Here is a 26125-nt window from a genome sequence, read left to right as displayed (position 1 = left end):
GACTCGGTCTGCAGAGCGAGAAGGTCAGGAACTTCGAGCGGCTCCTGGATACGCGAGAAAGAGACGCGACGGGGACCAGCGGGTACGGCGGAGGCGTTGCGCGAGGCTGCCAACAGATGTCCTTCCGGAGAACACGGATGGAGTCGAGCTGCGCGCACACCGAAAGCCCCGGCGGAAATCCGGGGCGGCGTGGCAGCGCGAGGGAGCATCATAACGCACTCGGGAAACGAATGTCCACGCGTACTAAAAGCGTCAACCTCGGTGCCGCCCTCAGAATGTCACAGCACGAGGCGGCTCGTCAACTCCGGCGATCGCGCTCCGTCCCACCGGCTCGCGGGCGGCCTCCTGGCTCACCTGCGCGCGGCCTCCACCGGGTCGAGCACCTCGAACGCCGGGCGGCGCGGCACTCTCAGGACCGGCGGCCCGTACCCGAGCCTGATCAGCATCTGCACGTGGCCCAGCGGCCCGGCGCGGTCGCCGGAGTGCTGGGCGGGCCGCAGGTCGAGCGGCTGGCTGAACAGCGACGCCGCCACGCCGCGTGCGGTCGCGGTGAGCAGCACCCGCTGGAGCGCCTGTCCGGCGCGCAGCCAGTCGAGCGGCCCGTCACCCCTGGTGAACAGGGCCGCAAGCTGCGGATCGGCCTCGAAGGCGGCGCTCGGCGCGCCCTCCGCGTGCCGCCCCTCCCCCAGGCGGAAGTCCCGCATGGGCAGCTCGCCGTCGCGCGGGCGGGGGCCGACGGCGTACCGGGGCACGCCGTCGCGGCGGCCGGGAGCCGTCCAGCGGGCGAGCTCGGCGCGGTAGGACTCCTCGGCGGCGAGCGTGGCCTCGGCCGCGCCGATCATGCCGAGCACGCGCCGGGCCGTCCGGCCCTTCAGCAGGACCAGCGTGGCGCCCTCCGCGTGCGCGGCGTGGACCAGCTCCACCAGGACCGCGGTGGGCAGCCGGCGGCCGTCGAAGGGGAAGCGGTTGGTGCGCCGGTGCGGAATCATCTCGTACAGCAGGCGCTCGTCCTGGCCGGGCGGCCCCGCGGGGACGGCGCGCACGCGGGCCAGCAGGTCGGGGCGGTGGGCGGGGTCGGGCAGCGTCACGACGTGGGCGTCGTGCCCGGTCATCCGGACCGCCAGCCGGAGGTTGCACAGCGCGGCCCCGCAGCTGACGCCGAGCCCGCGGCCCAGCGGGTCGGTGACCCGGAGCAGCCGACCGAGGTCGGCCCACAGCTCCATGGTCTCTTCGTCGGCGCAGCGGAAGCGCCATGGCTGGGTGTTGTGCACCGACGGTGCCGCGGCGGCGGCGTTCACCATCCGGCTCACGCCGCCGGGTGTCGCGAACGGGGGCGCGGTCATCGGGACGTCTCCGGTGCGGGGATGACAGGTGACATGGGCCTACGATCCCGCGCCCGGCCGTGGTCTCGTCAGGGACCAAAGGCCCGGGGATCGCCGCCGATGGCCCGTTCGCGGCCTGGCCCCACGGGCTCGCGGGCTACGGGGTCGTTATACGCTGGCGTCATGACCCCGCAGGATCTCGACAACCTCACCCACCTGCGGCGGGCGCGGGATCTGATCGACCGGGAGTACGCGCGTCCGCTCGACGTGCCGACGATGGCCCGTCACGCGCTCATGTCTCCGGCCCACTTCTCCCGGCAGTTCCGGGCCGCCTACGGCGAGACGCCTTACAGCTACCTCATGACCCGCCGCATCGAGCGGGCGATGGCGCTGCTGCGCGCGGGCGCCAGCGTGACCGACGCGTGCATGGCGGTCGGCTGTACCTCGCTCGGCTCGTTCAGCTCGCGGTTCACCGAGCTGCTGGGTGAGACGCCGAGCGCCTACCGCGCCAGGGAGCACCACGCCGTGTCGGCGATGCCGCCGTGCGTGGCGAAGATCCGCACCCGCCCGGCCAGAAACGCTTCGAGCACGATCCGAGAAGCGCGCCGCGAATCCGCCGCCTAGCGTTGCCGGCATGACCATCGCCTTGCAGTACTGCCACATCAGTGTCAACGACGTCGACGAGTCGCTCGCCTTCTACCGCGACGGGCTCGGCCTCGAGGTGCGCAACGACGTCCCGTCCGGCGAGTTCCGCTGGGTCACCCTCGGCAGCCCCGACCAGCCGGGCGTGGAGATCGTGATCTCCACGCCGCACGCCGGCCGGTCCCAGGAGGACGGCGACGCCCTCCAGGAGCTGCTCGTCAAGGGCGCCCTGCCGATGATCATCTTCCGCACCGACGATCTCGACACGACCTTCGAAAGGGTCCGGGCGACCGGCGCCGAGGTGCTCCAGGAGCCCATCGACCAGCCCTGGGGCCCGCGCGACTGCGCGTTCCGCGACCCCTCGGGCAACATGCTGCGGATCTCGCAGGAACCGAAGGCCTGACCGCGCCCCCGGAGCGGTGGCCGGCCCGAGAGGGTCAGGTGAAGCGGCGGTAGCTGACGGGCCGCCCGTCGGCGGCGACGCTCGCCACCATGACCTCGGACCCCGGCCGGGGCGCGTGGATCATCTGGCCGTTGCCGATGTAGACGCCCACGTGGCCGGCCGGGTGGCCGAAGAAGACCATGTCGCCGGGTTGCGGGGTGCTGACCGGCTTGCCGCTCGCCTGGTATCCGGCGGCGGTCGTGTCGCCGATCTTCACGCCCGCCTGGTTGAGTGTGTAGTAGACGAGCCCGCTGCAGTCGAAGGCGCTCGGCCCGTTGGCCCCCCACACGTACGGCTTGCCGAGGTGCATGCGGGCGGCCTCGACGATGCGGTCGCCGGTGGCGGTGCCCGGCGCGAACGACAGCGGTTGCGGCGGCGCGCCGGAGCCGCCCGCGTACGAGGTGGTCCCGGTGCCCGGACCGGTCGCGGAGTACGGAGTGGTCCCGCCGGGCGGTGTGCCGTCGCCCCCGCTCTGGTACGTCGTCCTCATGAAGTCGTCCGGCAGCGTCGACGGCTCCCACACGACGGTGTGGCCCGGCGCCGGCACGAACGTCTGGTCGCCGGGCGCCTTGATGGCGGCGAAGGTCGACTCGTGGTCGTCCAGATAGCCCTGGATCTTGGTCATGGCGGTGGTGACGGCGGTGTTGGCCTCCGTCTTGTGCGGCGTGGCGGCGTCGATCGCGTTGCCGACCTCGGTGGCGACGGCGTCGCGGTCGTCGCTGTGGCTGTCGGCGTACTCGACCAGGCGGTTGCAGATCGAGGTGATCTCCGACTCGGCCGTCTCCAGCGCCCCGGCCGCCGTGTCGAGGGAGGCGGCGCTGTCCTCCAGCACGTCGTGGAGCGCGGTCCCCGCCTTGTCGTACTTGCCCATGTACCCGTCGAAGGCGTCGGCCGACGCGCCCTCCCAGGCGGTGTCGACGTCGTTCACCGCGGTCGTGACGCGCCCGGTCTGCTCGCTCACCGTGCCCGCGGCGGACCGCCACCTGGTGGCGATGGCGCGGATGTCCTCGGGGTTGCCGCTGACGCTGCGCAGGATCTCGGCGAGCTCCCCGCTGCGCGAGCCGGGCAGTTGCGAGATCTGGGTGGCCAGGTCCATCAGGCCGCCGCGCCGCTGGCGTTGTTGGCGGTGCGGACGTTCTGCTCCACCTTGTCCAGGGCGCGCTCCACGCCTCTGAGCTTCCTGCCGGCGTGGCCGAGCTCGGTGTCGACCGTGTTCTCGACGTCGTCGACGAGGGTCGCCAGGCCGGAGGAGTCGGTCAGCTTGCCGAAGATCGACGAACTCGTGCCCGTGACCGGATAGTCGTCGCCCAGTTCGGAGAGCCGGCTGGCCGCCTTACGCGCGGCCGACGCGCACTCTTCAAGCGCCTGGAAGTGGAGGCCGAGGTCCGCCACCGACTGCTCCCCCCGCACTTTTCGCCATGATGTCCTTGCCGCAGACCATATTGCCTCAACATCAACAACAAGCGCATCTGTCCTGGAAGATCCGCACGGCCGGAACCGCTCGGTCGCGGAACCCGCCTCCGCCGTTGACGCTCCAGACCTTCGGCGGCGATGTCGGCGACGCCGAAACGTATCCGTACATCAGTGTACGTTTCTGTTAATCGAAGGAAAGGTGAGCATGAGGGGTTCCGGGCTCAGGCGACGCGACGCCGTGCGGAACCGCGGGCGACTGCTCGCGGCCGCCCGGCGCGTCTTCGCGGAGCACGGGCACGAGGTGGCGCTGGCGGAGATCGCGCGGGCGGCCGACGTCAGCCGCACGACCCTCTACCGCACCTTCGGCTCCAGGGAGGAGCTCGCGGCGACGGTCTACGAGGACAACATCGTCCGAATCGAGGAACGCGCCGCGGAGCTGTGCGGGCCGCACACGCGCACGCCGGACAGCGAGACCGCCAGACACGGGCTCGCCTGGACGGTCGAGCGCCTCGCCGAGGGACCGTGGTCGCCTTGAGCGGCCACGGCCGGTCCACGACGCGTACCAACCAGCTCGGACCGGGGTCGCCCTGAGCCACCACGGCCGGTCCACGACGCGTGCCGCCCGGCTGCGGAGCGCCGGGGACGGGTGGGCGCTCGGCTCTGCCGAGGCCGCCTCCTGTGAGGGCCCTACCTCTCTCGGGCCTCTTCCTGCGGGAGGTAGGGCGTGAGCTCCCGCTGGTACGGGAAGCTGCCCGGCTGGTAGCCGCACCAGGGCTCCTCGGCGAACACGTCGCCCGTGCAGGCGTACGCGCGAGAGCGTGAACCGCCGCAGACGGCCCGGAACTCGCAGGCGCCGCAGCGTCCGGAGAGCCGCCCGGGATCGCGCAGCGCGCGGAACAGCGGAGCGTTCCGGTAGATCTCGGTCAGCGGCCGCTCGCGCACGTCGCCGCAGGCCACGGGGAGGAAACCGGACGGGTGGACGCTCCCGGTGTGGGAGACGAACACCAGGCCGCGACCGGCGTTGACGTCGATCGGCGGGCGGCGGGCCCGGCGCTCCCTGATCAGCCCGGCGCGCCGGGCGCGCCGCCGCAGATCCCGGTAGAGCGGGCCGAGCCCGAGCTCGGCGGCATGGTCGGCGCCGCGTTCCGCCAGGATGAGCCGCTGTACGGCGACGCGCCGGAAGTGGTGTGCCTCGGTGGTCTTGACCGGGACGACGATGCCGAGGTCGTGGACGAAGTGCAGCACGTCCTCGGCCTCCTGCGGGCTCAGCGCCGCGAGAGCCCTGCCCCGGCCGGTGGGCACGAGGAAGAAGACGCTCCACAGCATGGCGCCGTGGTCGCGTACCAGCCGGGCGATGTCCGGCAGCTGGGACAGGTTGCGGCGGGTCACCGTGGTGTTGATCTGCACCTTGAGCCCGGCTTGGCGCGCCGCCCGCCAGGCGGCCAGGGTGCGGGAGAACACGCCGTCGTAGCCGCGGAACTCGTCGTGGCGGGCGGCCGTGGCCGCGTCCACGCTGAGCGAGATCGCGGCCGCGCCGGCCTCGTGCAGCCTGCTGAGGTTGGCGGAGGTCAGCGCGGGCGTGGCCGAGGGCGAGACGGAGGGGGCCAGGCCGAGCTCGCGGCCGTACCGTACGAGGTCGAACAGGTCGGGACGCTCGAAGGGGTCGCCTCCGGTGATCACGAACAGCGGCGCGGGACGGCCGAAGGCCGCGACCTGGCGCATCAGCTCCCGCGCCTCGTGCGTGCTCAGCTCGCCAGGATGGCGGTCGGGCCGGGCTTCGGCGCGGCAGTGCAGGCAGGCCAGCGGGCAGGCGCGGGTGGCCTCCCAGATGACGATGAACGGCCCGGCGCCGACGTCACGACGCGCACGCCGCAACGGCCGCGCCGTCAGGGCGGGGCCTCTGGCCGCGGCCGGGTCCGTGGTCACGGCGGGGTCCGCAGACACGGCGGGCTCTGTGGCCGCGGCGGGCTCTGTGGCCGCGGTGAGGTCGGTGGTGGTGGAGGTGGGGTCGGTGGTCAAGGAGGTTGCTCCAGGGTTCAGGGTGCCAGGGCGATGCTCGCGGTGAGCAGGGCGGCGCCGGTGGCGGTCAGCAGCGCGCCCAGGCCGATGACCAGGGTGGTGACCTGCCATGCCTGGTAGGCGTTGAGCAGTGAGGCGCGCAGCATCTGCCCGGTGAAGGCCGTCTGGCGCAGCGCCGCGAGCTCGTCGTCACCGCCGGGCGCGGCCATCAGCTCGGCGCTCACCTGCGCGTAGGTCCGGCCGCCGGTGGCCGCCAGCACGTTGTCGCCGATCACGTCGGCGAACGCGCGGGCCTGGGGGCCGGTGACGACCGCCCGTCCGGCGAGCACGGCGGGCGGTCCCGTGCGCGGGAAGCTGATGCCCTGGCCGCGCAGTTCCCGGCGGATCTCCGCGCGCCCTCTGACCCCCTGGACGGCCATGACGGGTCCCGACAGCACCATCGCCGCGCCCACCGCGCCCAGCAGGGTCACCGCTGTTTGCAGCATGCTCACGTATCGCTCCTGACGTCGTCACGCTGGTGGGTCCGGCGTCGGCCGGACACCGCCCAGGCTTCCGGCGCGGGCCCGTGCACGGCAGGGACGAAAGTCCCGCGGCGGCGTCCGATGGACCATCTTTCCGAACGCCTGCCCGATGGCCGTCAGCCGCCCACGACGCGGAAGGTGGCGTCGCCGCGGCCCTGCGCGTCGGTGATCGGGTCGATCCTGAGCAGGTAGTTCGAATGCCGGAGGTACCGGTCGGGATAGTTGTACGACTGGAACGACGTCCACGACGAGGCGGCGAGCCCAGGGACCTGGCGGAAGGTGGCGTCCGCGGCGAAGACGGCGGTGCCGTCGTCGGGCGCCAGCACCAGGTCGTACCCGTAGTGCCGCAGGTAGTAGCCGGGGAAGTTCACCGACGCGAAGGACACGTACCCGGAGCTGTTCGCCAGGCCCGGCACCAGCCGGAACTGCGCGTCCTGGGCCGGGCTGACGTTCGCGTCGAGGCGCACGTCGAAGTCCGCGTGCCGGACGTACCGGTCCTGGAAGTTGTACGACTGGATGCGGTTGACCGGCAGGGTCGCGCCCCAGCGGCCGAGCACCCGGCTCTCCTCGGCGGCGGTCAGGCTGAGCACGGAGCCGTGCCGTTTGCGGCCGGCGCCCATGCCGTAGTCGGAGCGCGTGCGGAAGTTCCGCGTGCTGCCCAGGTTGGTCGAGGTGATGGGCATGTAGCCGCGGCCGGTGGCGAACTGGTCCAGCCAGAGCGCCCATTCGTCGCGGTCGTGGAACTTCATCCACATCGGGCCTTCCACGACGTTGCCGCCGCCGGTGCCGTTGGAGATGCCGAGGTGTGACAGGTTCCCGAGGCTGGTCCAGGAGCCGAGGATGGAGTTGGCGGCCTCGATCGAGATGTGCCCGTCGGCCGACGCCCGGTAGTAGCGGTACCCGCCCACGGCGCCGGGCACCTCGACGATCTGCGTGTCGATGATCCCCTGGGCGCCGCCGCGCTCGATGAACGGCTGCGGCGCGGTGAAGCTGCGGAAGTCGCTCGTGCGTACGTACCAGATGCGGTGCTTGGTCACGCCGTCGCGCGGCGAGTTGGTCGCCCAGTAGATGACGTAGTCGCCGGTGGCCGGGTTGTAGATGGCCTCGGGCGCCCAGGCGTTGCCCGCGCCGGGGATGGCGCCGGCGACGTTGATCAGCCGTGGGGCCGACCAGTTCACCAGGTCGGCCGACTCCCACACGACGAGCGAGGTGCTCCCCCGGTTCGCGGCGTCGCTCCAGGACGTGCCGGCGGCGATGCGCAGGTCGGTGGCGACGATCCAGTAGCGGTCACCGGCGGGCGACCTGACCAGGGCGGGGTCGCGGACCCCGCGCGTGCCGACCGTGGAGCGCAGGACGAGCGCGCCGTTGTTCAGGTCGGTCCAGTGCAGCCCGTCGTCGCTGTGGGCGAGGTAGATCTGCTCCCCGTTGGCCGACTCCCCGGTGAAGTGCGCCATCAGATATCCGGTGAAAGGTTCCAGCGCGGCGGCCTCCTTCTGGTCGGCCACGGACAACGACGCGAACAGCAGGCAGGCGGCGGCGAGCACCGCGCCCAACCGGGAAAGGGCTCTCGACATGCGCGTCTCCTTCACCAGACGGGATGTTATCGCTAACATTTCGGAACGGACCACTCCCCCGGCATTCCCGCCAGTGTGATCGTCCGTACCGAGGCGGTCAATACCCGAGACGACCCGCCGCACCTGGGGTGCGGCGGGCCGGCGGCGGTCAGCGTGCCTGGTTGTCGACGTCGAGGACGAGGCGCGCGAGCTCCACCCGATCGACGTTGGGGCCGTACGCGTCCGCGTTGCCCAGGACGATCGCGCCCCGCTCGGTGGTGAGGGTGAGGGGCGTCGCCTGCGGCCAGAAGTTGTCCCAGGCGTAGTTGTGCCGGAACACGCCCCGGGTCGTCGTGCCGCCGGTCTCGGTGATGTCGAGGAACCGGTTGATGACGTCGGTGTTGTAGGGGTGGCCGGTGTTGGTGTCGGCGTTGGCGTAGTGGACCAGCAGGACGTACGCGCCGGGGCCGAAGCCGGCCGGGCGCTCCAGCGTGAGCGTGTTGCCCGCGCCGTTGCCGAGGTAGCCGACGTACGCGCCCTCGGAGGCGTTCGAGCCGCTCGACGCGGGGACGGTGGTCACGTTCGCCGTGCCCGCGAGCGCGGCCCGCTCGGCCTCGACGCGGTGGACGGCGGTGTCGGCCCCGGCGGCCCGGGCGGTCGCGACCCCGCGCAGCTCCAGACCCGCCGGGCCGCCCACGTCGACCGTGGAGACGCCGGCCGGCAGGTACACCCGCGCCCGGGAGGCGGCCTCACCGGGGCGCGTCGCCCGCAGGCCGGAGATCTCGCGCCCGTCGAGCCTGACCCGGAGGTCGCCGGCGCCGCGCGCCCGGTAGGAGAGCACCAGGTCGTAGTAGCCGTCCTGGCCGGCGGCGACGAAGAACCTGGCGCGCGCGTCGCCGCCGAGGGCGACGGCGGGACCCTGGCCCTCGCGGGTGATCCGGGCGCCGCCGGACAGCCGCGCCTCGTCGGCGGGGTACGCCGCCCGCTCTTCCCCGGTGATCTCGGTGAGGTCGAACCTGTCGAGAGTGATGTCGCTGCCGGGCAGTCTGGTCGTGCCGTCGGCGCTGGTGCGCAGGGACAGTTGGTGGGTGCCGGCGGTCAGCTGGATCTCCACGTCGGTGCGGCCCCGGTAGGTCCAGCCGAGGTTCGCGGAGTACTGCACGATCTGGCGGAAGGCGCCGTCCACGAACAGGGCGTGCCTGCCCGGGGCCTTGTTCGCGCCCTGGTAGACGCCGAGCCGGTAGCGGCCGTCGCGGGGGACGGTGACGGGGAACGTCACGGCGGAGCCGGTCTGGTTCATGGCGCCGACGTCCCGCTTGCCGGAGGTCGCGTACTTCTGCGGGTCCGCCGTGGTGTCCTGGTCGAAGGCCCGGGCCGCGGTGAGGGTGGCCGACTCCGCCTCGGCCGACGCCGTCCACGGCGCGTCCGGACTCGGGGCGGCGCCGCTGGAGGGGACGATCGTGACCCGGTAGGCGGCCATGACGTCGCCGCCGGGCAGGTCCACCTGGAGGCTGCCCGACGGCACGGCCGCGCGCCTGGCCGCGATCACGGGCGGCTTGAGAGCGTCGCCCTCGTACCCGGTCCAGGTCGTCCTGGACACGACGACGTCGACCTGGGTGCCGAAGAGGTCCCGGCCGAGCCCGGAGACGTCGAGCCGGACCGGCTCGGAGCCGCCGCCGACGAGGATGGTGCCGCGCCGCGCCGAGGCGTCGACGGCGGCCACGGCCTGGACCGTGTCGGCCGCGTTCAGCCGCGGCGGGGTCGCCCTCACCGTCTCCCCGGTCAGGTCCGCGTACCACTTGAGCAGCCACCAGCCGCCGTTGGCCTGCCTGGTGCGGACGGCGTGGTCGTCGAGGTTGCCGGCGTAGGTCCAGTAGGCCACGTCGGCGTCGACCTTGGTGTCCTCGAACAGGGAGATCCACTGGATCATCTGGCCGGGGACGGACATGTCACGCCGGTTGCCGTACTCGTCGATGTTGACGGGCAGCGGGCCGAAGCCGAGCTCGCGTTCCAGCTGCCGGTAGTGCGCGTGGTGGGCGCGGTAGTCGGCGAGCCGGTCGCGCTGCAGTTCGTGCCAGGCCATGATGTCCGGCAGGCAGTTCCCCTCGGGGTCCCCCGCGCAGGTGGCGCCCTTGGCCCAGGTGAGGAAGTCGCGGAGGCGGCCGGGGTTGTAGCCCGCCTCGTTGGGGCCGACGATCCGGGCGGTGGGGTCGATCGACCGGATGCGCTCGAACACGGCCTTCCAGTCGCTGAAGAACTTCTGCTTCAGGGTGTTCCAGTTCTGGTACCAGATCAGGTCGGGCTCGTTGAACGGCACCCAGACGAACTTGTCCTTGTCGCGCGGCCGCTCCCGGACGACCTTGCGGACCATCGCGTCGACCTTGGCGAGGTAGTCGTCGATGCCGCGGTTCTCGTACGGCCACTGGCTGTAGACGTCCTGCATGTAGATGACGACCTCCTCACCGCCGGCGGCGAAGAAGGAGTCGGCCACGACGAGCGCGTCGCCGTTGGGGTGCTGGTCGCCGTCCGGCGCCTTCTGGGCGACGGTGCGCGGCCGGGCGCCCGCGAGCAGCGCATCCCCCGGCACGCCCGGGTCCGCCAGGCCGTAGAGCATGCCGGTCGCCCCGCCGTGGACGGGCCCGGTGCGCTGCGCGAAGTCCACCGTGACCACGTCGGGGGCGGCCGACGCGCCCGCCGGGGCGGCGGTCAGGGCGGCGAACGTCACGATGGCGGCCGCCGTGCAGGCATGCCGGAGCAACGGATGGAGGTGCATGGCTGTCCTCTCCTGAAGGGGGGTGATGCGCTTACTTGACGGCGCCGCCGGTGATCCCGGAGATGATCCTGCGCTGCGCGACGGCGAAGACGGCCAGCAGCGGGAGGCTCATCAGGATGATGTAGGCGAAGATCAGGTGCCAGTTGTTGAGATACAGGCCGGCGTTGGCGACCTGGAACAGGTTGAGCGGCAGCGTGTCGAGGCGGCCGCCGACGACGAAGAAGGCGTAGAAGACGTCGTTCCACACGTACAGGCAGATGAGGATGGTCGCCGTGGCCAGGACCGGGCGCAGCAGGGGCAGGATGACCGAGACGAACACGCGTACGGGTCCCGCGCCGTCCATCCGGGCCGCCTCCTCCAGCGACAGCGGCACGGTCCTGATGAAGCCGGTCACGAAGAAGATGACGGTCGACAGGTAGATGCCGGCGTAGACGCCGATCATGCCGGCGGCGCTGCCGGCCAGGCCGAGCTGGCGCAGCAGGAGCACGATGGTGACGACGGCGGGCGGCAGCACGATGCCGCTGATGGCGAGCGCGTACAGCACCGCGTTGAGCCGGCCGGTGCGGCGGGCCAGGATCCACGACGCCATCGAGCCGAGCGTGAGCACCAGCGCGACGGACGGGACGACGACGAGCAGGCTGCCGAGGAAGGCCGCCGGCACCTCGCCCTGCTGCCAGACCTGGGCGAGGTTCTCCCCCAGCCGCCAGCGCGCGGGCGGGGAGAGGTCCGGCGACAGGGCCTCGCCCTGGGACTTGCCGGCGGTCACGACGATCAGCCACAGCGGCACGCCCATGACGGGCACGACGAGCGCGACGACGGCGATGGGGCGCAGCCGCGCGGCGAGCCCCCGGGAACGGGACGGCGGGACGCGGCGGCGGACGGCGCCGAAGGCCGGAACTGTCACGTGATGTCCTCCCTCTTGCGCAGGACGCGGATGACCGGGAAGGCCAGCAGGGCCACCATCAGGAAGAGCACCAGGCTCATGGCGGTGGCCTGGGCGAACAGGCCCTGGCCGAAGGTGCGGTAGATGAAGATGTTGAGGATCTCGGTGCTGCGCGCGGGCCCGCCGCCGGTGAGCGCCTGGACGATGTCGAAGCCGTTCATGGAGCCGAGCAGCGCGGTGGCGACGTTGAAGGTGACGGCCGGGGCCAGCAAGGGGAAGCGGACCGACCAGAAGGCCTGCCAGGGCGAGGCGCCGTCGATGCGGGCGGCCTCGGTGACGTCCTCCGGGATGGTCTTGAGCCCGGCCAGGTAGATGAGCATCGACAGGCCCATCCACTTCCAGGCGTGGATGGCGGCGGCCAGGACGAGCGTCCAGGTGGTGCTGCCCAGCCAGGCGACGGTCACGGGCTGCCCGGTCACAGCCGAGAGCAGGTCGTTGAGGCTGCCGTCCGGCTTGAGCAGGGCCTGGAAGACGTACCCGACGGCCAGCGCGGACATCAGCACGGGGATGAGGAAGATCAGCCGGGCGGTCCGGTTGAGCCAGGTGTCCTTCTCCAGCAGGACGGCCAGGCCGAAGCCGAACAGGTTCTGGAACAGCGCCACCAGCGCGGCGTAGACCACCGTGACGCGCAGCGAGGCGACCAGGGTGCCGTCCGACAGCAGGAAGCCGAAGTTGTCGAAGCCGGCGGGACGGATGTCGCTCTTGAAGCTGGACCAGTCGGTGAAGGCGTAGACGAAGTTGAACAGCGTGGGCAGGAAGAAGAACACGAACAGCAGGGCGAACGCCGGCGCGAGGAACCACATCGGGTGCGTGCGGCCGCGCCCGGCCCCGGCGGGCCCCTGCCGTCTGCCGGGCGCGCCGCGTGCTGCGGGCGGGCGGGTGAGCGTCTCCTGACCGGTCGGCACGAGCGGCTCCTTGGTGAGAGCGGCGGGAGTCCGAGGCCTCCCGCCGGGACGGGCGTGGGTCAGAAGCCGGTGGCCCCGGCCGCCTTGGCGAGCTGGGCGAACTGCTTCTGGGTGGCGGCGGCCACCTCCTCGGGGGTCAGGCTGCCGACGACCATGTCCGCCAGGTTGAGGTACAGGTCGGGGTTGGCCACCGCGAGTGCCTGCATGGAGCCGGCCGACCGGCCGAGCGAGGCGTGCACGTCCAGCAGCGCCTGCGGCACGCCGTCCGGGCTGGGCACGTCCGTACGCAGCGAGACGGTCTTGCGGTCGGCCGCGAACCCGGCGTAGCCGGGGCCCATCCAGTACGCGAGCAGCTGGCGGGCGGCGGCCTCGCGCGCGGCGTCACCGGTGCGGAAGGCGACCAGGGCGTTGGACTGGTCGGGGATGAAGGTGCCGACGTTGCCCGACGGCGAGATCGGGAAGAAGCCGATCTTCTTGTCCAGCTCCGCGGTGCCGGCCTTGGCCTGCAGCTGGCCGAAGAACGAGTTCACCTGCATCACCATCGCGGCCTCGCCGGACAGCAGCGCCTCACCCTGGTCCTCGAACGTCGCCGTCTTGATGTCGGCGTTGAAGAGCCCTTCGTCGATCAGCGCCCGGTACTTCTTGATCGCGTCCAGGATGGTCTGGTCCTCGAAGGTCTCCTTGCCGGTGTTGACCCGGTCCCAGAGGCCGTCCTTGGCGGCGTCGGCGAGCTGGACCTGCACCCACCACTGGGTGGCCCACTTGTCGCCGGCCATCTCGAAGAACGGCGTGACGCCCTTGCCCTTGAGCGTGCGGGCCACCTCGACCATCTCGTCGAAGTTCTTCGGCGTCCCGGTGATGCCGTTGGCGGCGAAGACCTCCTTGTTGTAGTAGACGCCCTCGACGGCGGGGCTGGTGATGAGCGCGGCGTACCGGGTCTCGTCCAGCAGGCCTGTGATGTCGCGCAGCTCGGGCGACAGTGTGGAGAGCCAGGGGGCGCCGTCGAGCGGCTGGAGGTTGGCGCGGGCGTTGAGCGCGGTGAGCATGGACGCGGTGGGCTGCCAGAAGGCCAGGTCCGGCTTGTCGCCGGTGGCCACCTTGGTCTGCACGCCCTGCTCGTAGGGGTCGGGGATCGTGACGACCTCGACCTTGGCGCCGGTGGCCTGGGTGAAGGCGTCGATGACGGCCTTGGGCGCGGTGTTGCTGTTCTGGGCGGCCCAGATGGTGAGCGTGGTCCCGTCCAGGCGGGCGGCGGGCGAGGGCCAGGCCGCCGGTGAGGCGCCTTCGGCGGGCGCGGCGGGGCCGGCGGCGGGATCGCTGCAGGCCGTGACGGCCAGGACGAGGGCCGCGGCGGTGGCGAGGCGCTGTACGAGCTTCACGGTTTGTCTTCCTTTATCCGCGTTCGGCAACGATAGTGCCGAACGTCCCGTTCGGGGGGTCAGCGGGGACGGAGGTGCAGGATGCGGGCGGAGGGAGCGGCGCCGGCGGTGACGGTCAGCTCGCCGGCGCGCGCGTTCCACGCGTGCGTCCAGCCGTCCGCCGCGGCGGGGTAGGCGATCTCCACGTGCAGATCTCGCCCGGTCAGGTGAGGCAGCGGGAGCGCCGTGGCGCCCGTGGCGCCGGGTCTGCGCCAGACGCCCAGGTGTGTGGCGTCGCCGGCGCGCAGGCCGAGGGCGAGCCAGGGGTCGTCCCAGCCCGGCAGGCCCAGCGGCCAGCACGGCGTGGCGCGCGGCAGGTCGGCCCTGAGGCTCTGGTGGAGCCGGAGGCCCTCCCGGACGAGGGCGAGCTGGCCCGGGGTCATCCGGTGCAGGTTGCCCGACAGGTAGAGGCGGCCCAGGATGCCGGTGCACAGGGTGAAGACGATCTCCTCGTCCGCCATCCAGGGCTGGGGGTAGGCCCAGTTGGCGGCCTGCTCGGGCAGCACCGACAGCGGCGCGGCGACCGCGATCGGCGGGTAGCGCAGGAAGTCCTGCTGGTCACTGGTGGACTGCAGGTTGAGGCGGGCCAGCATCGCGTAGTCCATGCGCATCGCGCCTGAGCCGCAGTTCTCCAGCACGAGGCGCGGATGGCGGTCCAGCACGCTTTCCAGCCAGGCCAGGTGGGCCCGGTTGTGGGCGAGCAGCCCGGCGCCGGCGCTGGTGGCGCCGACGTCGGTGCCCGCACCCGGGTTGATGTTGTAGTCCAGCTTGAAGTAGCCGACGCCCAGCTCCTCCACCAGCCGGTCCACCACCTGGTCCAGGTGCGCGACGGCGGCCGGGTGGCGCAGGTCCAGGTGGTAGCGGCCGTGCTCGGCGACGCGGGCGCCGCCGCGCTGCAGGAACGCCTCGGCGGGCAGCTTGCCGGCCATCGGGCTGCGCACGCCGATGACCTCCGGCTCCAGCCACAGCCCCGGGGTCATGCCGTGGCCGGTGATGCGACCCAGCACCTCCTCCAGGCCCCGGGGGAACCGCGTCCGGGAGGGCTCCCACTCCCCCACGCTGTCCCACCAGTCGCCCCCGTCGTCGTACCAGCCGGCGTCCACGCAGAACACCTCGGCCCCGGCGGAGGCGGCGGCGTCGACGAGGGGCAGCAGCTTGTCCGTCGTCGGGTCGCCCATCACCGTGTTCATGTAGTCGTTGAACACCACGGGCAGCGCGATCCGGTCGGGATGGGGGCGCACCAGGGCGCGGCGGTGCGCGGTCATGGCCGCCACCGCGCCCTCCACGCCGTCGGCCGAGACGGCGACCGAGACCGGCACGGTGGTGAACGACTCGCCGGGCGCGAGCAACTCGCTCCACTGGTGGTCGGCGTCGGCCGGCCCGGACAGCGCCACGTACGCGCCGTCCAGCCGGTCGCCGATCTCCCAGCGCCAGGGGCCGTTGTGCTCGATCTGCCACAGCCAGGTCTGTCCGGTGCCTCGATCGGTCAGCCCGCCCATGGGCACGTGCCGGCCGCTGGACCAGGTGCCGGTGCTGGTCAGCGCGAACGCGCCCCGGCCGTGCTGGCCGTGCCCCGCCAGGCCGAGATCGGCGATGCGCGCGCCGAGCGGTTCCCTGGTCCACCGGCTCTCCCCCAGCCATTCGCTGCTCGCGTACAGCACGTCGAGGTCGGCCACCGGCCGGCCCAGGAAACCCGCGGCGAAGGACGTGACGGCCAGCAGCAGCACCGGCTCCCGGCCCAGGTTGGTCACCCGTACCGACGCCTGCACGGCCGGCACCCCCTCCCGGGAGCGGAGCGTCACCTCGGCGGCGAGACCGGACGCCTCGTCGCGCATCCGCAGCCGCAGCTCGTGCCGGCCGCCCTCCGCCGACTGCGCCGCGCCCGCGTAGCGCAGCCGGCAGCCCACCGCCGTCTCCGACAGCCGCTGCGAGGCCCTGGCCCGGCCCTCGCCCGGGACCAGCACCTCGACCAGAGGTTGCGACACCCGCGCGGCCAGGGCGGGCGGCCCCGCCGACAGCTCACGCAGCACCACCGGGCGATCCGGATGGATCTCCACCACGGCGGCGAGGCCGGCATGGCCCCAGCGCAGGTGTTCGGCAACGTCGGCAGTCATCAGGACCTCGCTCTTCACTGGACGATGTGACCGGTCACATTTGCGAGTGTGATCGGTCACACGCCGCGAAGGGAAGACCTGTTTACGGGATCGTTACGTGGCGGTCCGGGGACCGGGCGGCGGCGCGGTGGACTCGCGCACCACCAGGCTCGGCGGCACGAGGGCCGGCCGGGGCTGCTCCTGACGGCCCAGCTCCGCGACGGCCGCGCGGAAGCAGGCCCGTCCCAGTCCTACGAAGTCCATGCGGACCGTGGTCAGCGCGGGGGTCGAGTAGGCGGAGCCGGGGATGTCGTCGAAGCCGACGATGCTCACGTCGCCGGGCACGTCCTTGCCCGCGTCGTACAGCGCCCGGCGCACGCCCTGGGCGATGTCGTCGTTGCCGCACAGGATGGCCGTCACGTCCGGGTCCGCCGCCAGCCGCCGCCCGGCGGCGTAGGCGGAGGCGATGTCCCATCCGCAGCCGAGCACCTCGGGGATGTCGGCCCCGGCCTGACCCAGCGCGTCGCGCCAGCCCGCCAGCCGGCCGCCCGAGCCGCCCTCCGACGGGATGGCGACGTGGTGGACGGTGCGGTGGCCCAGCGCCAGGAGGTGCCGGGTGGCATCGGCCGCGGCGCGGCGCTCGTCCAGCGCGATCGCGACCCGTCCCCGCTCGGGCGCGGCGGGCTCGGCGGCGGCGACGGCGGGGACGTGGTCCGGCAGCGCCTCCAGCACCGCGACGCCGATCGGGTCGAACGCGATCACCACCACGCCGCCCGCGCTGGGGTCGCCGACGTAGTCGGCCGCCTGCTTCACCTCGGCGGGCTCGGCCGACTCCACCACCCTGACGCCCACGGCCATGCCCTCCGCGCGGGCGGCCTCCTCGATGCCCTGCAGCGTGGCGGCATAGCCGTACAGGACGGTGTTGGACGTCACCACGGTGATGCCGGGGGCGCGGCCCAGGCTGAGCGCGCGGGCGGCCCGGCTGGGCCGGAACCCGAGCTGCTCGATGGCCGTCAGCACGGCGGCGCGGGTCTCCGGCCGCACCCGCGGCGACTCGTTCAGCACCCGGGAGACGGTCTGGTAGGACACTCCGGCGGCGGCGGCGACGTCGCGGATGCTGGGCACGGCGATCTCTCGGGAGCGGGACGCGCGTCGGGGTGTCGGAGTCACGGTCACATCGTAATTCCGGGCCCGATCGCGCTCAGCCGGCCACCCGCTGCGCGGCCAGGTCGGCGACCCTGATGCCGAGCTCCGGCACGATCTGCTCTTGCTCGGCGGCGCGCAGGACGTCGGCGAGCTCCCAGGAGACCGCGCCGTCGCCGCGGAAGGCGAGGGCCCGCAGACCGGGCTCCTCCCCGGTGGCGAGCACCAGGTCGGCCCCGCTCGGCCAGGTGAAGCGGGAGATCCCGGGCTCCAGCGGGGTCTCGGCGCCACCGAGGACGTCGCGGAGCACCCGGCGCACCGGGTCCCACCGCGACACCTGCCCGGCGACCGCGGGCAGGGCCGCCCAGGCGACCTCGGGTTCGGGCCACGGGGGCGTCAGGCTCAGGCCGGGCATGTCGCCGGCCAGCTCCTCCGGCATCTCCTCGGCCTGGGCCATCTGGACGAGGAAACCGAGACCGGTGTCCTTGGGGTGCAGGAACGCCTCCTGCCATCCCTCGAAGTCCAGGTTGACGAGGATCGGCTCGAACCCGGCCGCGCCCGCCGCGCCGAGGCTGGCCCGGATGTCGCGCACCTTGAAGGTGATGTGGTGCGGGCGGGCCCGCGCGCCGGTGCCGTCGAGGAAACGGCGGACGAACGACGCCGGGTCGGAGCCGGGCTGCAGCAACTCCACCCGCATGCCGTTGGCGTACTCGATCTGCGCGGGGTTGAAGGCCCCGGCCTGCTCGAAACCGTGGCGCCAGCGGCCCCCGAAACGGCCGGCCAGGACCGGACCGCCCTGGGTCCAGCTCCGCACGGCCAGAGCGACATGATCCAGCGAGTAAGCCGTCATGAGACCCCTAATTTCGGACGAAAACCGTCTATTAGACGCTAAAGCGGGTGCCGGGCGGTGTCAAGATCCGGGAGCGCGGTAGTGGACGGCGGAGAGCACGAAGTCCACGGTCTCCTCGGCGTACGCGTCCTTGCGCGCGGCCAGGGAGGCCGTCTGGCTGATCGGCGTCGAGAGGAAACGGTTGGTCAGGACGCCGGCGACCGCGTCCAGCACGAGCGCGGGCGACGTGCCCGGCGGCAGCTCGCCGCGCTCGATGGCGCCGATCACGATGACGCGGCCGATCCTGATGCGCTCGCGCTGGAACGTCTCCAGCGCCTGCCCGAACAGCTCGGGATAGACCCTGGCCTCGATCTGGGCCCTCAGGTAGACCAGCCCCTGGGGTTCGAGGTAGCTGTCGAGGATCTCGCCCGCCATCCGGATCAGGTCGTTCCGCAGCGAACCGGAGACCTTCTCCTCCGGATGGCGCGGAAGCCCCGTGGCCAGGGCGTCGACGATCAGCTTCTCCTTGCTCCCCCACCTGCCGTAGAGCGTCGCCTTGCCCACATGGGCCCGGCGGGCCAGCACGTCGAAGCTGAACCCCGCCCAGCCGACCTCCCCGTAGAGTTCGAGGGCCGCGGCGTGCACGCGGGTCTCGAGGTCGGGGTCCGGTGGACGGCCTCGTGCGCTCACACTCCCAGTGTGCCAGATTCAGTGATCATCGCTCAGCGATCGGCGGCCGGCGCCATGGCCTCCACCGCGGACAGCAGCAGGTCGACGCCGAAGGAGTAGTAGGCGTCGAGGTCGGGAGGGCCGGTGAGGGTCGCCGCGAAGGCGGCCAGGTGAGGGTAGCGGCGGGGAGGCAGGCGTTCGAGGTCGAGGCGCTGCCGCCGGCTGAGCTCCGCGGCCTCCTCCTCGTCGCCGCCGGCGCCGCCGGGCTGGCAGGACACCATGGCCGTGGCGCCCATGAGCAGGTAGGTGGCCACCTGGTCGGCCTGCGGGAGGGTGAACCCGGCCTCGGTGAGCAACCCGATCACGGTGTCGGTGGCGCGGTGGTAGGCCTCGGCCGTGCCCTTGTCGATCACCGGCAGCAGGGCGGCGAGATAGGGGTGCGCGCGGGTCTGCTCGACCAGCGCGGTGACAAGCGCGCGCAGCCGCTGCTGCCAGGGCCGGCTCGGGTCCACGTCCGCGACGAGCGCCGCGAGCAGGTGGTCGGCGAGCGCGGAGAGCAGCTCGTCCTTGTTCTTGACATGCCAGTAGAGAGCCGTCGGGGTGACGCCGAGGTCGGCGGCGAGGCGGCGGATGGTGACCGCCTGGAGCCCGTCGGTGGCGGCGATCTTCATCGCCCGCTCGACGACGGCCTGACGGGTCAGCTTCTCCGGAGTCACCCGGCAACCTTATCCTGTCCACTGTTCATGTACGGTGTTCATGAACAGTGGACAGGAACACTGGACAGGAGAGTGTCATGAAGGCCACACGACTGCATCGCCTCGACCGCTGGCTCTATCGGGGCGGGCGCCCCAACCGCCTGGCCCGGGCGATCAACCGGATCTGGGCCACCGTGTTCGCGGCGGGGATCCTGGGGACCGGCCGGATGGTGACCCTCCGGGTGAAAGGCCGGCGCACCGGCCGTGACGTCTCCTTCCCGCTGGTCGTCGCGGACCTCGGGGGTGAGCGCTACCTGGTGGCGATGCTCGGCCCGGACACCAACTGGGTGCGCAACGTCCGCGCGGCCGGGGGCCGGGCGGTCCTGCGCCACGGCCGCACCGAGGCCGTGCGCCTGGAGGAGGTGGAGCCCGGGTCGCGCGCGCCCGTCCTGCGCCGCTACCTGGCCGTCTCGCCCGGAGGCCGCACCCACATCCCCGTGGATCAGGAGGCGCCGCTGGAGGAGTTCGAGCGGATCGCCGCGCGGTACCCGGTCTTCCGCGTCACGCCGGCATAGCGGAAGCCCGGCAGCCCGCTCGGGCTGCCGGACCTCCGGCTGTCACGCGGCGTTGCGCGCGGCGAGCGCGGCGCGGGCCGCCTCCACCTTCAGAGCGTCCCGCTCGGGGTTGGCCAGCAGCGCGAAGAGCGCGCCGCCGGCGATGGCGATGCCGCCCGCCATCATGAACACGTCGAGATATCCGTCGGCCCCGGCCCCCGAGGCCTTGGCGGCGTCGAGCACCACGCCCGCCAGCCACGGCCCGACCACCGAGAGCAGGCCGCTCAGGGCGAGACCGATCGTCAGGACACTGGTGCGCTGCGCGGCCGGCACGATCTGGGCGAGGGTCGGGTTGGCGACGGCGTAGATGCTGGTGACCAGTCCGTAGCCGAGCATGAGCAGCGCCATGGGCCCGGCGACGCCGGAGACGAGGGGCAGGGCCAGCAGCGACAGGCCGCCGGCCGCCACCAGCGCGCCGCCGATGAGCACGCGGACCACCCGGGCCGGCACGCCCCTGCTGAGCGCCTTGTCACCCAGCGGCCCGTACAGGAACAGGAACACCACCGACATGATGCTCGGCACCCCGAACAGCGACCCGGCCATGACGGCGGAGAAGCCCAGCCCTTCCTGGAAGTACGACGGGAGCCAGGTGAGCACGATGACCACGAGGATCCCGGCCGCGGTGAAGACGGCGAGGTAGCCGATGAAGGTGCCGGTCAGCAGGATGGACAGCAGCGGCGCGCGCCTGCCCACCGTGGGGTCGGCGGGGCCCTCCGCGACGGCCTCCGCCTTGGCGGGCGTCACGTCGTCGGCGTACGGGCCGACCTTGCCGACGAACGCCCAGGCGATGCACCAGACGAAGCCCATGATCGCCACGGTCAGGAAGCCGGCTTCCCAGCTGAACGCGGCGATGATGACGACGATGACCGGGGCGAAGATCAGTTTGCCGAAGGACGCCCCGGTGGTCAGGATGGCCGCCGGCAGGCCGCGCCGCTCGTTGGGCCACCAGGAGTAGGCGATCGAGTGCATCAGCGAGTTCGCGGGGGCGTCGGCCGCGCCGAGGATGAGCCTGGTCACCAGCAGCAGCCCGGCCGAGGCGGCGAAGAAGATGGGCAGCTGGAGCAGCGACCACACGAGCACGAGGGTGAAGAGGGTGTTCTTGAGCGGCAGCCGGTCGGCCACGAAGGCGAACAGCAGTGCCGCGATCGGGCTGAGCAGGCTCGCCGCGCCGCTGATTGCTCCGAACTCGGCGGCCGTCAGGCCGAGGTCCGCCATCGCGGGCTGCGCGACCAGCCCCAGGATGGCCCTGTCGAGATAGCTGATCAGGGTGCAGCCGAGCAGCATGAGCGTGATGACCCACGCCACGACCGGCCGGTGCTTAGGCTGATCCGCCACCGTGGCGGTGTCGGGGTTGCCTGGTTCGCTCTGCGGTGGAACACGCTCACTGACCATGCGGGGCTCCTTGCGGTGACGTCGCCGGCCGCACGCCGAAGGGCAGGAAGGCATGCGGGCGGGATGTGTGGCGGGGGGTTGGGGGGCTCCCGGGCGTCAGCCGGGAGGCGAGGCGGAAGACGCGCCCGGCTCGTGGCGGTTTCCAGGCGTGGCGGAAGGTCTTGTGGACCGTGCCAAAGGCATGCGTGACGAGGGTGCCGGCACCCCGCCCGCAGGCGTCTTCCGGTAGCTGGAACGATGAGCTATGGAGCTGGTTTCGTGGCGGTACGCTGGGGATTTAATTTGGACGAAATGCGTCTGCAAAGAGACGCTAAGTCCCACCCCGCGGAGTGTCAAGAGTGCCGTGGCCGGAGCCCCGCCTAGTTTCGGACGATCATCGTCCGCGTACTCAGGGGGTCCAGCCCAGGAACGTCCCGCCCGCGGACATGGCGGTCCACCAGAAGGCCAGCGAGACCACCGGCACCAGCAATCCCCACGGGGAGCGGGCCCGTACCGCCTGGACCGCGGCCACCAGCAGGGCCAGCCACACCGCGAACAGCACGATGATCGCCCAGAGGGGGGCCATGAGACCGCTGGAGACGTAGAAGGGCACCAGCGTGCCCAGGTGGCCGGCCAGCCCCAGCCAGCTCGCCACGCGTCGCGCGACCGTACTCATGCGGGAAAGATCCCAGGTCCACATCACGAGCCGATGTCGGTGACCAGGGCACGACGGTCACGGCCACCCGGCCACGCGGGTTCCGCGCCCCGGGCAGCCGGTGAACCCGGCCTCGGCCAGGTGGCGGAGCAGCGCGTGGACGGCGCCGGTCCAGGGACGGGCGGGGCGCCTGACGGTCCGGCCGGCCGCGGGGAGCGGCCCGGAGGATGACGCGGCGTGCACCAGTTCTCCGCCGCGCCACCGGTTTCACGTCCGCCCGGCCCGCCTGACGAGCAGCCAGATGAGGTAGCCGCCGCCGATCACCGTCGTGACCACCCCGACCGGCAGCGAGATGGGGGCGAACACGGCCTGCGCCACGAGGTCCGCGGCCGGCAGCAGCACCGCGCCGGTCAGCGCGGCGGGCATCAGCGCCACCCCCGCCGTCCCGGCGAGCAGCCGGCCGATCTGCGGCGCGGCGAGCGCGATGAACACGATCGGCCCGGCGACCGCCGTCACCGTGGCCGTGCAGCCGACGCCGGCCAGCACGAGCAGCAGCCGCAGCAGGTTCAGCCGCACCCCTGACGCGACCGCGAGATCGTCGCCCAGCGCGGCCTGGCGCATCCCGGACGACAGCGTCACCAGCAGCAGCGTCAGCGCGCCGATGACGAGGAACGGCAGGACGAGCTCGGCCCAGTCGACCCCGTTCAGCGAGCCCGCGCTCCACCCGGTCGCGGCCATGGCCACCTCCAGCTCGGCCCGCAGCACGATCCAGGAGTTCAGCGCGGTCAGCATGGCATTCATGGCGATGCCGATGACGATCAGCCGCATGCCGCTGAGCCCGGAGCGCAGCGACAGGAAGTAGACGGCCGCCGCCGCGGCCAGGCCGCCCGCGACGGAGCTGACGGAGAGCTGCGCGGAGGTGCCGCTCAGCACGGTGATGGCGAACAGCGCGCCGGTGTAGGAGCCGGCGTCGAGCCCGATGATGTCCGGGCTGCCGAGGGCGTTCCTGGTGAGGTTCTGGAAGATCGCCCCGGCCAGCCCGAGCGCGGCTCCGAAGACCAGCGCGGCGGCGACCCTGGGCAGCCGCCAGTCGCGGACCACCACGACGGAGTCGCCGTGGCCGGCCAGCGCCGCGAGCACCTCACCGGGACGCGACCACGAGGCGCCGAAGCACAGCGCCGTGAACGCCAGCGCCAGCGCCGCCGCCACGAGCGCGAGCGACGCCACCAGCGGCCGCCGCGCCACCCTGATCGAGTACGTGCCCGCACGCAGCACGACATGACCGGTCATGACCGCACCGCCCCGCGCCGTCGTACCGCCCAGATGAGCACCGGCGCGCCGAGGAACGCGGTGACCACGGCCACCGGCACCTCCCCCGTCGGGAGCAGCACGCGGGCGGCGATGTCGGAGACCAGCAGCAGGATCGGCCCCAGCACCATCGTGTAGGCCATGAGCCACGGGATCGACGCGCCCGCCGCCCGGCGGGCCAGGTGCGGCACCATCAGCCCGAGGAACGCGATCGGCCCGGCGGCGGCCGTGGCCGCGCCGGCGAGCAGGGTGACCAGCACGAGCACGCCGAACCGGGTGCGCGCGAGGTGCCCGCCGAGCGCCCTGGCCACGTCGTCGCCGAGGACCATCGCGTTCAGCGGCCTGGTGATCGCCACGGAACAGGCGAGCGCCACCGCGATCGTCCAGAGCGCGAGCCTCAGCGGCTGCTGCTCGTGCCCGGCCAGAGCTCCGACGGACCAGAACCGGAACGTGTCGAACACGTCGGGCAGCATCAGCCGCATGCCGAGCGAGACGCCCGCGAGGACGGAGCTGAGCGCCACACCGGTCAGGACCAGCCGCAGCGGCGAGGTCGAGCCGACGGCGTAGACGGCGACCGAGGCCAGCACGGCGCCCGCGAAGGCCAGCCCGAGCTGCCCGGCCGGGCTCCCGGCCAGGCCCAGCACGGCGCCGACGGTGATCGCGAACCCCGCGCCGGCGGTCACCCCGAGGATGCCCGGCTCGGCCAGCGGGTTGCGGGTCAGCGTCTGGACCAGCGTGCCCGCGGTGCCCAGGGCGGCGCCCACGAAGATGCCGAGCACCGTGCGCGGGACCCGGATCCCGCGCACGATCTGGTGCTCGCCGGTCCCGGCGTAGGCGGTGAAGGCGCGCCAGACCTCGGCGGGCGCGATGGCCTGGGCGCCGACGCACACGCTCACGCCCGCCACGACGAGCAGGAGCGCGAGGGCGGCCACGAGGATGGCCGCCCGTCGCCGATCAGTCTTCAAGCCCCGCGACTCCACGCTTCCAGTAGCCGGTGAACAGCGAGTCGAGCCGCCCCGCGCTCCACTGGCGCAGCGGCCTGATGTCGCCCGCCTCGCCGGCCGCGTACAGGAAGACCGGCACGGGCGGCAGCGTGAGGGACTGGACCGTGCCGGCGAGCGAGGAGTGCCCGTTCTCGCGGACGAGCCAGATCACCTCCACGCCGTCGCGCTCGGCGAGCGGGTAGGCGTGCTCGGCGGGGTCGTCGGTCTCGATCACGAGGTGCGCGGAGACGCCGGGCGGCGACTCCTCCAGCCACCGCGCCGCCGCGGGCAGCGCGGTCGCGTCGACCGCGAACACGTAGTGGCCGTACGTGTGCGGGAACGCCTTGGCTCCGGGCGGTCCGGCGATGGAGACCTCGTCGCCCACCCGGACGGTGGCCGCCCACGTGGCCGCCACGCCGCCGTCGTGCAGCACGATGTCGAGGTCGATCTCGCGGGAGTCGGCGTCGTACCGCCGGATGGTGTACGTGCGCGTGGTGGGCGAGGGGTCGGGCCAGTCGAGCATCTGCTCGTCATTGGGCACGGGGAGACGCAGGGTGCCGTCCGCGTCCGGGAAGACGATCTTCACGTGGTCGTCGGCCTGGTAGCTGTGGAACCCCTCCAGCTCCGGGCCCCTGAGCGTGAGCCGCAGCATGCGCGGGGTGATCAGCTCGCGGGCGGCGACCGGGGCCGTGCGGATGCCGATCGGGTAGCCGACGCGGGCGACGCCGTTGCCGTTGACGTGATGCTCGGCGACCCGTTCCCGGGGGTTGTGGCGCTCCATCCTCATGAGGCGAGCAGCGGCGCGAGCGCCTCGTCGACGGCGTCCAGGGTCTTCATCGCCGACTCGTAGGTGGCGGCCTCGGTGTAGCGGATCGGGAAGACCTTGCCGGCCTTGACCGCGGGCAGGCCCTTCCACAGCTCGGAGTCGAGCACGTACTTCACGGCCTCGCTCGGCGTGCCGTCGTCCTGGACCGAGTAGGTGATGGCGTCGGCCTCGCCGAGGCTCTTGGGCAGCTCCTCGATCGAGGGGTACTCCGAGACGTCGCCGGAACCGCCGGTCTTCTCCTTGACCTCGCCGTAGTAGGTGACGCCGACGTCCTCGATGATGTTCGGGCCCCACGACCCGGAGAACTCCCGATGGAACGTGCCGTCGGAGATGTCCCCGTACGCGCCCACATGGCCGAACTTCAGGCCCGACACCGCGTCCTTGTACTTGGCCGTGAGTTCGGCGGCCTTCTTCTCGTACGCGGTCTTGGCGGCGTCGAAGTTCTCCGAGCGGCCCGCGGCGTCGGACTGGCGGCGCGAGAGCTCACGCCACGCCGACGGCACCGTCGGGCCGATCACGGCCACCGGGGCGATCGACTTCAGGCGTTCGATGTCCACGTCGGCGAGGACCGGCTTGGGGACGCCGATGACGATCAGGTCGGGCTTGACCTTGGCGATGGCCTCGTAGTTGGTCTCGGCGGCGGACTCCCCCGCGACCTTCTCCAGGCCGTCGTACGTCGCCAGGTCCTCCTCGGACATCAGCGGCAGGCCGCGCTTCCACGTGGAGATGCCGACCAGGGCGGCGTCGGCCTCGATCAGCACGGGCACCGCGTACCCGGTCGCGACGACCCGCTTGGGGTCGGCGGGGATGGTGATCTCGCCGTCGTCGACGGTGAAGGTCCGGGTCGCGGCGGCCTCGGCGGGCTGCTCACCGGACTCGGCCGTACCGCAGCCGGTCGCCAGGGCGAGCGCGAGGGCCACGGCGCCGGCGGTGCGCCAGGGCAGGGCAGAACGCATCAGAAACATTCCTCGGAACAGGGTGAAAGGCC

The 26125-nt window shown here is 72.5% G+C and carries 26 protein-coding genes; 4 read left to right on the top strand and 22 right to left on the bottom strand.

Annotated elements, in window-relative coordinates; genetic code table 11:
- Positions 1 to 350 precede the first annotated feature (350 nt).
- Positions 351 to 1343 carry an Acg family FMN-binding oxidoreductase gene (locus tag KME79_RS21160; protein ID WP_219545902.1) on the bottom strand — a complete coding sequence of 331 codons (993 nt, stop codon included), beginning with the start codon at positions 1341 to 1343 and terminating at the stop codon, positions 351 to 353.
- 162 nt (positions 1344 to 1505) lie between these two features.
- Between KME79_RS21160 and KME79_RS21155 the strand changes: the two genes are divergently transcribed.
- Positions 1506 to 1946, top strand: a complete 441-nt coding sequence (locus tag KME79_RS21155; protein ID WP_148031781.1) for a helix-turn-helix transcriptional regulator — start codon at positions 1506 to 1508, stop codon at positions 1944 to 1946.
- Positions 1947 to 1956: 10 nt separating this feature from the next.
- Positions 1957 to 2367, top strand: coding sequence for a VOC family protein (locus KME79_RS21150; RefSeq protein ID WP_219545901.1), 411 nt, complete (start codon positions 1957 to 1959; stop codon positions 2365 to 2367).
- 34 nt (positions 2368 to 2401) lie between these two features.
- On the opposite strand, the gene KME79_RS21145 is transcribed toward KME79_RS21150, so the two are convergent.
- A complete protein-coding gene (locus KME79_RS21145; RefSeq protein WP_219545900.1) occupies positions 2402 to 3502 on the bottom strand; it encodes a bifunctional WXG100 family type VII secretion target/C40 family peptidase in 1101 nt (366 codons plus the stop codon).
- Entirely contained in the window at positions 3502 to 3798 is a 297-nt protein-coding gene (locus tag KME79_RS21140; RefSeq protein ID WP_148031783.1) for a hypothetical protein, read from the bottom strand. Before KME79_RS21140 ends, KME79_RS21145 begins: the two co-directional genes overlap by 1 nt.
- A gap of 226 nt (positions 3799 to 4024) precedes the next feature.
- Here KME79_RS21140 and KME79_RS21135 point away from each other — a divergent pair, with 226 nt between their 5' ends.
- On the top strand, positions 4025 to 4354 hold the full coding sequence (locus KME79_RS21135) for a helix-turn-helix domain-containing protein (RefSeq protein WP_219545899.1): 330 nt from the start codon (positions 4025 to 4027) through the stop codon (positions 4352 to 4354).
- Between the two features lie 152 nt (positions 4355 to 4506).
- Here KME79_RS21135 and KME79_RS21130 read toward each other — a convergent pair whose 3' ends face one another.
- The 12 genes from KME79_RS21130 to KME79_RS21075 all read right to left on the bottom strand — a co-directional run bounded on the left by KME79_RS21130 (position 4507) and on the right by KME79_RS21075 (position 19401).
- A complete protein-coding gene (locus KME79_RS21130) occupies positions 4507 to 5838 on the bottom strand; it encodes a TIGR04053 family radical SAM/SPASM domain-containing protein (protein WP_246640165.1) in 1332 nt (443 codons plus the stop codon).
- A 17-nt stretch (positions 5839 to 5855) separates the two neighbouring features.
- Positions 5856 to 6329: a hypothetical protein gene (locus tag KME79_RS21125; RefSeq protein WP_219545898.1), complete on the bottom strand. Its 474-nt coding sequence runs from the start codon at positions 6327 to 6329 to the stop codon at positions 5856 to 5858.
- A gap of 146 nt (positions 6330 to 6475) precedes the next feature.
- Positions 6476 to 7933 (bottom strand): glycoside hydrolase family 43 protein, encoded by a 1458-nt coding sequence (locus tag KME79_RS21120; RefSeq protein ID WP_219545897.1) that lies wholly within the window; start codon positions 7931 to 7933, stop codon positions 6476 to 6478.
- Between the two features lie 148 nt (positions 7934 to 8081).
- On the bottom strand, positions 8082 to 10685 hold the full coding sequence (locus tag KME79_RS21115; protein ID WP_219545896.1) for a CBM35 domain-containing protein: 2604 nt from the start codon (positions 10683 to 10685) through the stop codon (positions 8082 to 8084).
- Positions 10686 to 10716: 31 nt separating this feature from the next.
- Positions 10717 to 11589, bottom strand: a complete 873-nt coding sequence (locus tag KME79_RS47050) for a carbohydrate ABC transporter permease (RefSeq protein WP_219545895.1) — start codon at positions 11587 to 11589, stop codon at positions 10717 to 10719.
- Positions 11586 to 12533: a carbohydrate ABC transporter permease gene (locus KME79_RS21105; RefSeq protein ID WP_219545894.1), complete on the bottom strand. Its 948-nt coding sequence runs from the start codon at positions 12531 to 12533 to the stop codon at positions 11586 to 11588. The genes KME79_RS47050 and KME79_RS21105 overlap by 4 nt, the downstream gene beginning before the upstream one ends.
- A 59-nt stretch (positions 12534 to 12592) precedes the next feature.
- Positions 12593 to 13912, bottom strand: coding sequence for an ABC transporter substrate-binding protein (locus tag KME79_RS21100; protein ID WP_219545893.1), 1320 nt, complete (start codon positions 13910 to 13912; stop codon positions 12593 to 12595).
- A 59-nt stretch (positions 13913 to 13971) separates the two neighbouring features.
- Positions 13972 to 16065 (bottom strand): alpha-galactosidase, encoded by a 2094-nt coding sequence (locus KME79_RS21095; RefSeq protein ID WP_219545892.1) that lies wholly within the window; start codon positions 16063 to 16065, stop codon positions 13972 to 13974.
- Between the two features lie 93 nt (positions 16066 to 16158).
- The gene (locus KME79_RS21090; RefSeq protein ID WP_219545891.1) at positions 16159 to 17214 is read right to left on the bottom strand and encodes a LacI family DNA-binding transcriptional regulator; all 1056 of its coding nucleotides are present in this window, start codon (positions 17212 to 17214) and stop codon (positions 16159 to 16161) included.
- 31 nt (positions 17215 to 17245) lie between these two features.
- Entirely contained in the window at positions 17246 to 18037 is a 792-nt protein-coding gene (locus KME79_RS21085; protein WP_219545890.1) for a VOC family protein, read from the bottom strand.
- A 60-nt stretch (positions 18038 to 18097) separates the two neighbouring features.
- Entirely contained in the window at positions 18098 to 18706 is a 609-nt protein-coding gene (locus tag KME79_RS47045) for a TetR/AcrR family transcriptional regulator (protein ID WP_219545889.1), read from the bottom strand.
- Between the two features lie 32 nt (positions 18707 to 18738).
- Positions 18739 to 19401 (bottom strand): TetR/AcrR family transcriptional regulator, encoded by a 663-nt coding sequence (locus KME79_RS21075; protein ID WP_219545888.1) that lies wholly within the window; start codon positions 19399 to 19401, stop codon positions 18739 to 18741.
- A gap of 77 nt (positions 19402 to 19478) precedes the next feature.
- Here KME79_RS21075 and KME79_RS21070 point away from each other — a divergent pair, with 77 nt between their 5' ends.
- The gene (locus tag KME79_RS21070) at positions 19479 to 19955 is read left to right on the top strand and encodes a PNPOx family protein (RefSeq protein WP_219545887.1); all 477 of its coding nucleotides are present in this window, start codon (positions 19479 to 19481) and stop codon (positions 19953 to 19955) included.
- 42 nt (positions 19956 to 19997) lie between these two features.
- Here the strand turns inward: KME79_RS21070 and KME79_RS21065 are convergent, their stop codons facing one another.
- From KME79_RS21065 to KME79_RS21035, 7 genes are all read right to left on the bottom strand, one after another.
- On the bottom strand, positions 19998 to 21386 hold the full coding sequence (locus tag KME79_RS21065) for an MFS transporter (protein WP_219545886.1): 1389 nt from the start codon (positions 21384 to 21386) through the stop codon (positions 19998 to 20000).
- A 388-nt stretch (positions 21387 to 21774) separates the two neighbouring features.
- Positions 21775 to 22041 (bottom strand): hypothetical protein, encoded by a 267-nt coding sequence (locus tag KME79_RS21060; RefSeq protein ID WP_219545885.1) that lies wholly within the window; start codon positions 22039 to 22041, stop codon positions 21775 to 21777.
- 57 nt (positions 22042 to 22098) lie between these two features.
- Complete coding sequence (locus KME79_RS21055) at positions 22099 to 22263, bottom strand: hypothetical protein (RefSeq protein ID WP_219545884.1); 165 nt, start codon at positions 22261 to 22263, stop codon at positions 22099 to 22101.
- 24 nt (positions 22264 to 22287) lie between these two features.
- On the bottom strand, positions 22288 to 23310 hold the full coding sequence (locus tag KME79_RS21050; RefSeq protein ID WP_219545883.1) for a FecCD family ABC transporter permease: 1023 nt from the start codon (positions 23308 to 23310) through the stop codon (positions 22288 to 22290).
- Complete coding sequence (locus tag KME79_RS21045; protein WP_219545882.1) at positions 23307 to 24293, bottom strand: FecCD family ABC transporter permease; 987 nt, start codon at positions 24291 to 24293, stop codon at positions 23307 to 23309. The genes KME79_RS21050 and KME79_RS21045 overlap by 4 nt, the downstream gene beginning before the upstream one ends.
- Positions 24283 to 25092, bottom strand: a complete 810-nt coding sequence (locus KME79_RS21040; RefSeq protein WP_246640163.1) for a siderophore-interacting protein — start codon at positions 25090 to 25092, stop codon at positions 24283 to 24285. The genes KME79_RS21045 and KME79_RS21040 overlap by 11 nt, the downstream gene beginning before the upstream one ends.
- Positions 25093 to 25094: 2 nt before the next feature.
- Positions 25095 to 26093, bottom strand: a complete 999-nt coding sequence (locus KME79_RS21035; protein ID WP_219545880.1) for an ABC transporter substrate-binding protein — start codon at positions 26091 to 26093, stop codon at positions 25095 to 25097.
- Between the last annotated feature and the right edge of the window lie 32 nt (positions 26094 to 26125).

The organism is Nonomuraea harbinensis, from assembly GCF_019396385.1.
GTDB classification, from domain to species: Bacteria; Actinomycetota; Actinomycetes; order Streptosporangiales; family Streptosporangiaceae; genus Nonomuraea; species Nonomuraea ferruginea.
The sequence above is the reverse complement of the archived record's forward strand: the minus strand, read 5'-3'. Positions and strand labels throughout refer to the sequence as shown.

Bases quoted from the DNA above. Each gene is read 5' to 3' on its own strand.
- KME79_RS21085 (WP_219545890.1), bottom strand. From the start codon at position 18,037: ATGACGGCTTACTCGCTGGATCATGTCGCTCTGGCCGTGCGGAGCTGG.
- KME79_RS21035 (WP_219545880.1), bottom strand. From the start codon at position 26,093: ATGCGTTCTGCCCTGCCCTGGCGCACCGCCGGCGCCGTGGCCCTCGCG.
- KME79_RS21050 (WP_219545883.1), bottom strand. From the start codon at position 23,310: ATGACCGGTCATGTCGTGCTGCGTGCGGGCACGTACTCGATCAGGGTG.
- KME79_RS21095 (WP_219545892.1), bottom strand. From the start codon at position 16,065: ATGACTGCCGACGTTGCCGAACACCTGCGCTGGGGCCATGCCGGCCTC.
- KME79_RS21065 (WP_219545886.1), bottom strand. From the start codon at position 21,386: ATGGTCAGTGAGCGTGTTCCACCGCAGAGCGAACCAGGCAACCCCGAC.
- KME79_RS21040 (WP_246640163.1), bottom strand. From the start codon at position 25,092: ATGGAGCGCCACAACCCCCGGGAACGGGTCGCCGAGCATCACGTCAAC.
- KME79_RS21060 (WP_219545885.1), bottom strand. From the start codon at position 22,041: ATGAGTACGGTCGCGCGACGCGTGGCGAGCTGGCTGGGGCTGGCCGGC.
- KME79_RS21155 (WP_148031781.1), top strand. From the start codon at position 1,506: ATGACCCCGCAGGATCTCGACAACCTCACCCACCTGCGGCGGGCGCGG.
- KME79_RS21135 (WP_219545899.1), top strand. From the start codon at position 4,025: ATGAGGGGTTCCGGGCTCAGGCGACGCGACGCCGTGCGGAACCGCGGG.
- KME79_RS21145 (WP_219545900.1), bottom strand. From the start codon at position 3,502: ATGGACCTGGCCACCCAGATCTCGCAACTGCCCGGCTCGCGCAGCGGG.
- KME79_RS21160 (WP_219545902.1), bottom strand. From the start codon at position 1,343: ATGACCGCGCCCCCGTTCGCGACACCCGGCGGCGTGAGCCGGATGGTG.
- KME79_RS21120 (WP_219545897.1), bottom strand. From the start codon at position 7,933: ATGTCGAGAGCCCTTTCCCGGTTGGGCGCGGTGCTCGCCGCCGCCTGC.
- KME79_RS21070 (WP_219545887.1), top strand. From the start codon at position 19,479: ATGAAGGCCACACGACTGCATCGCCTCGACCGCTGGCTCTATCGGGGC.
- KME79_RS21150 (WP_219545901.1), top strand. From the start codon at position 1,957: ATGACCATCGCCTTGCAGTACTGCCACATCAGTGTCAACGACGTCGAC.
- KME79_RS21115 (WP_219545896.1), bottom strand. From the start codon at position 10,685: ATGCACCTCCATCCGTTGCTCCGGCATGCCTGCACGGCGGCCGCCATC.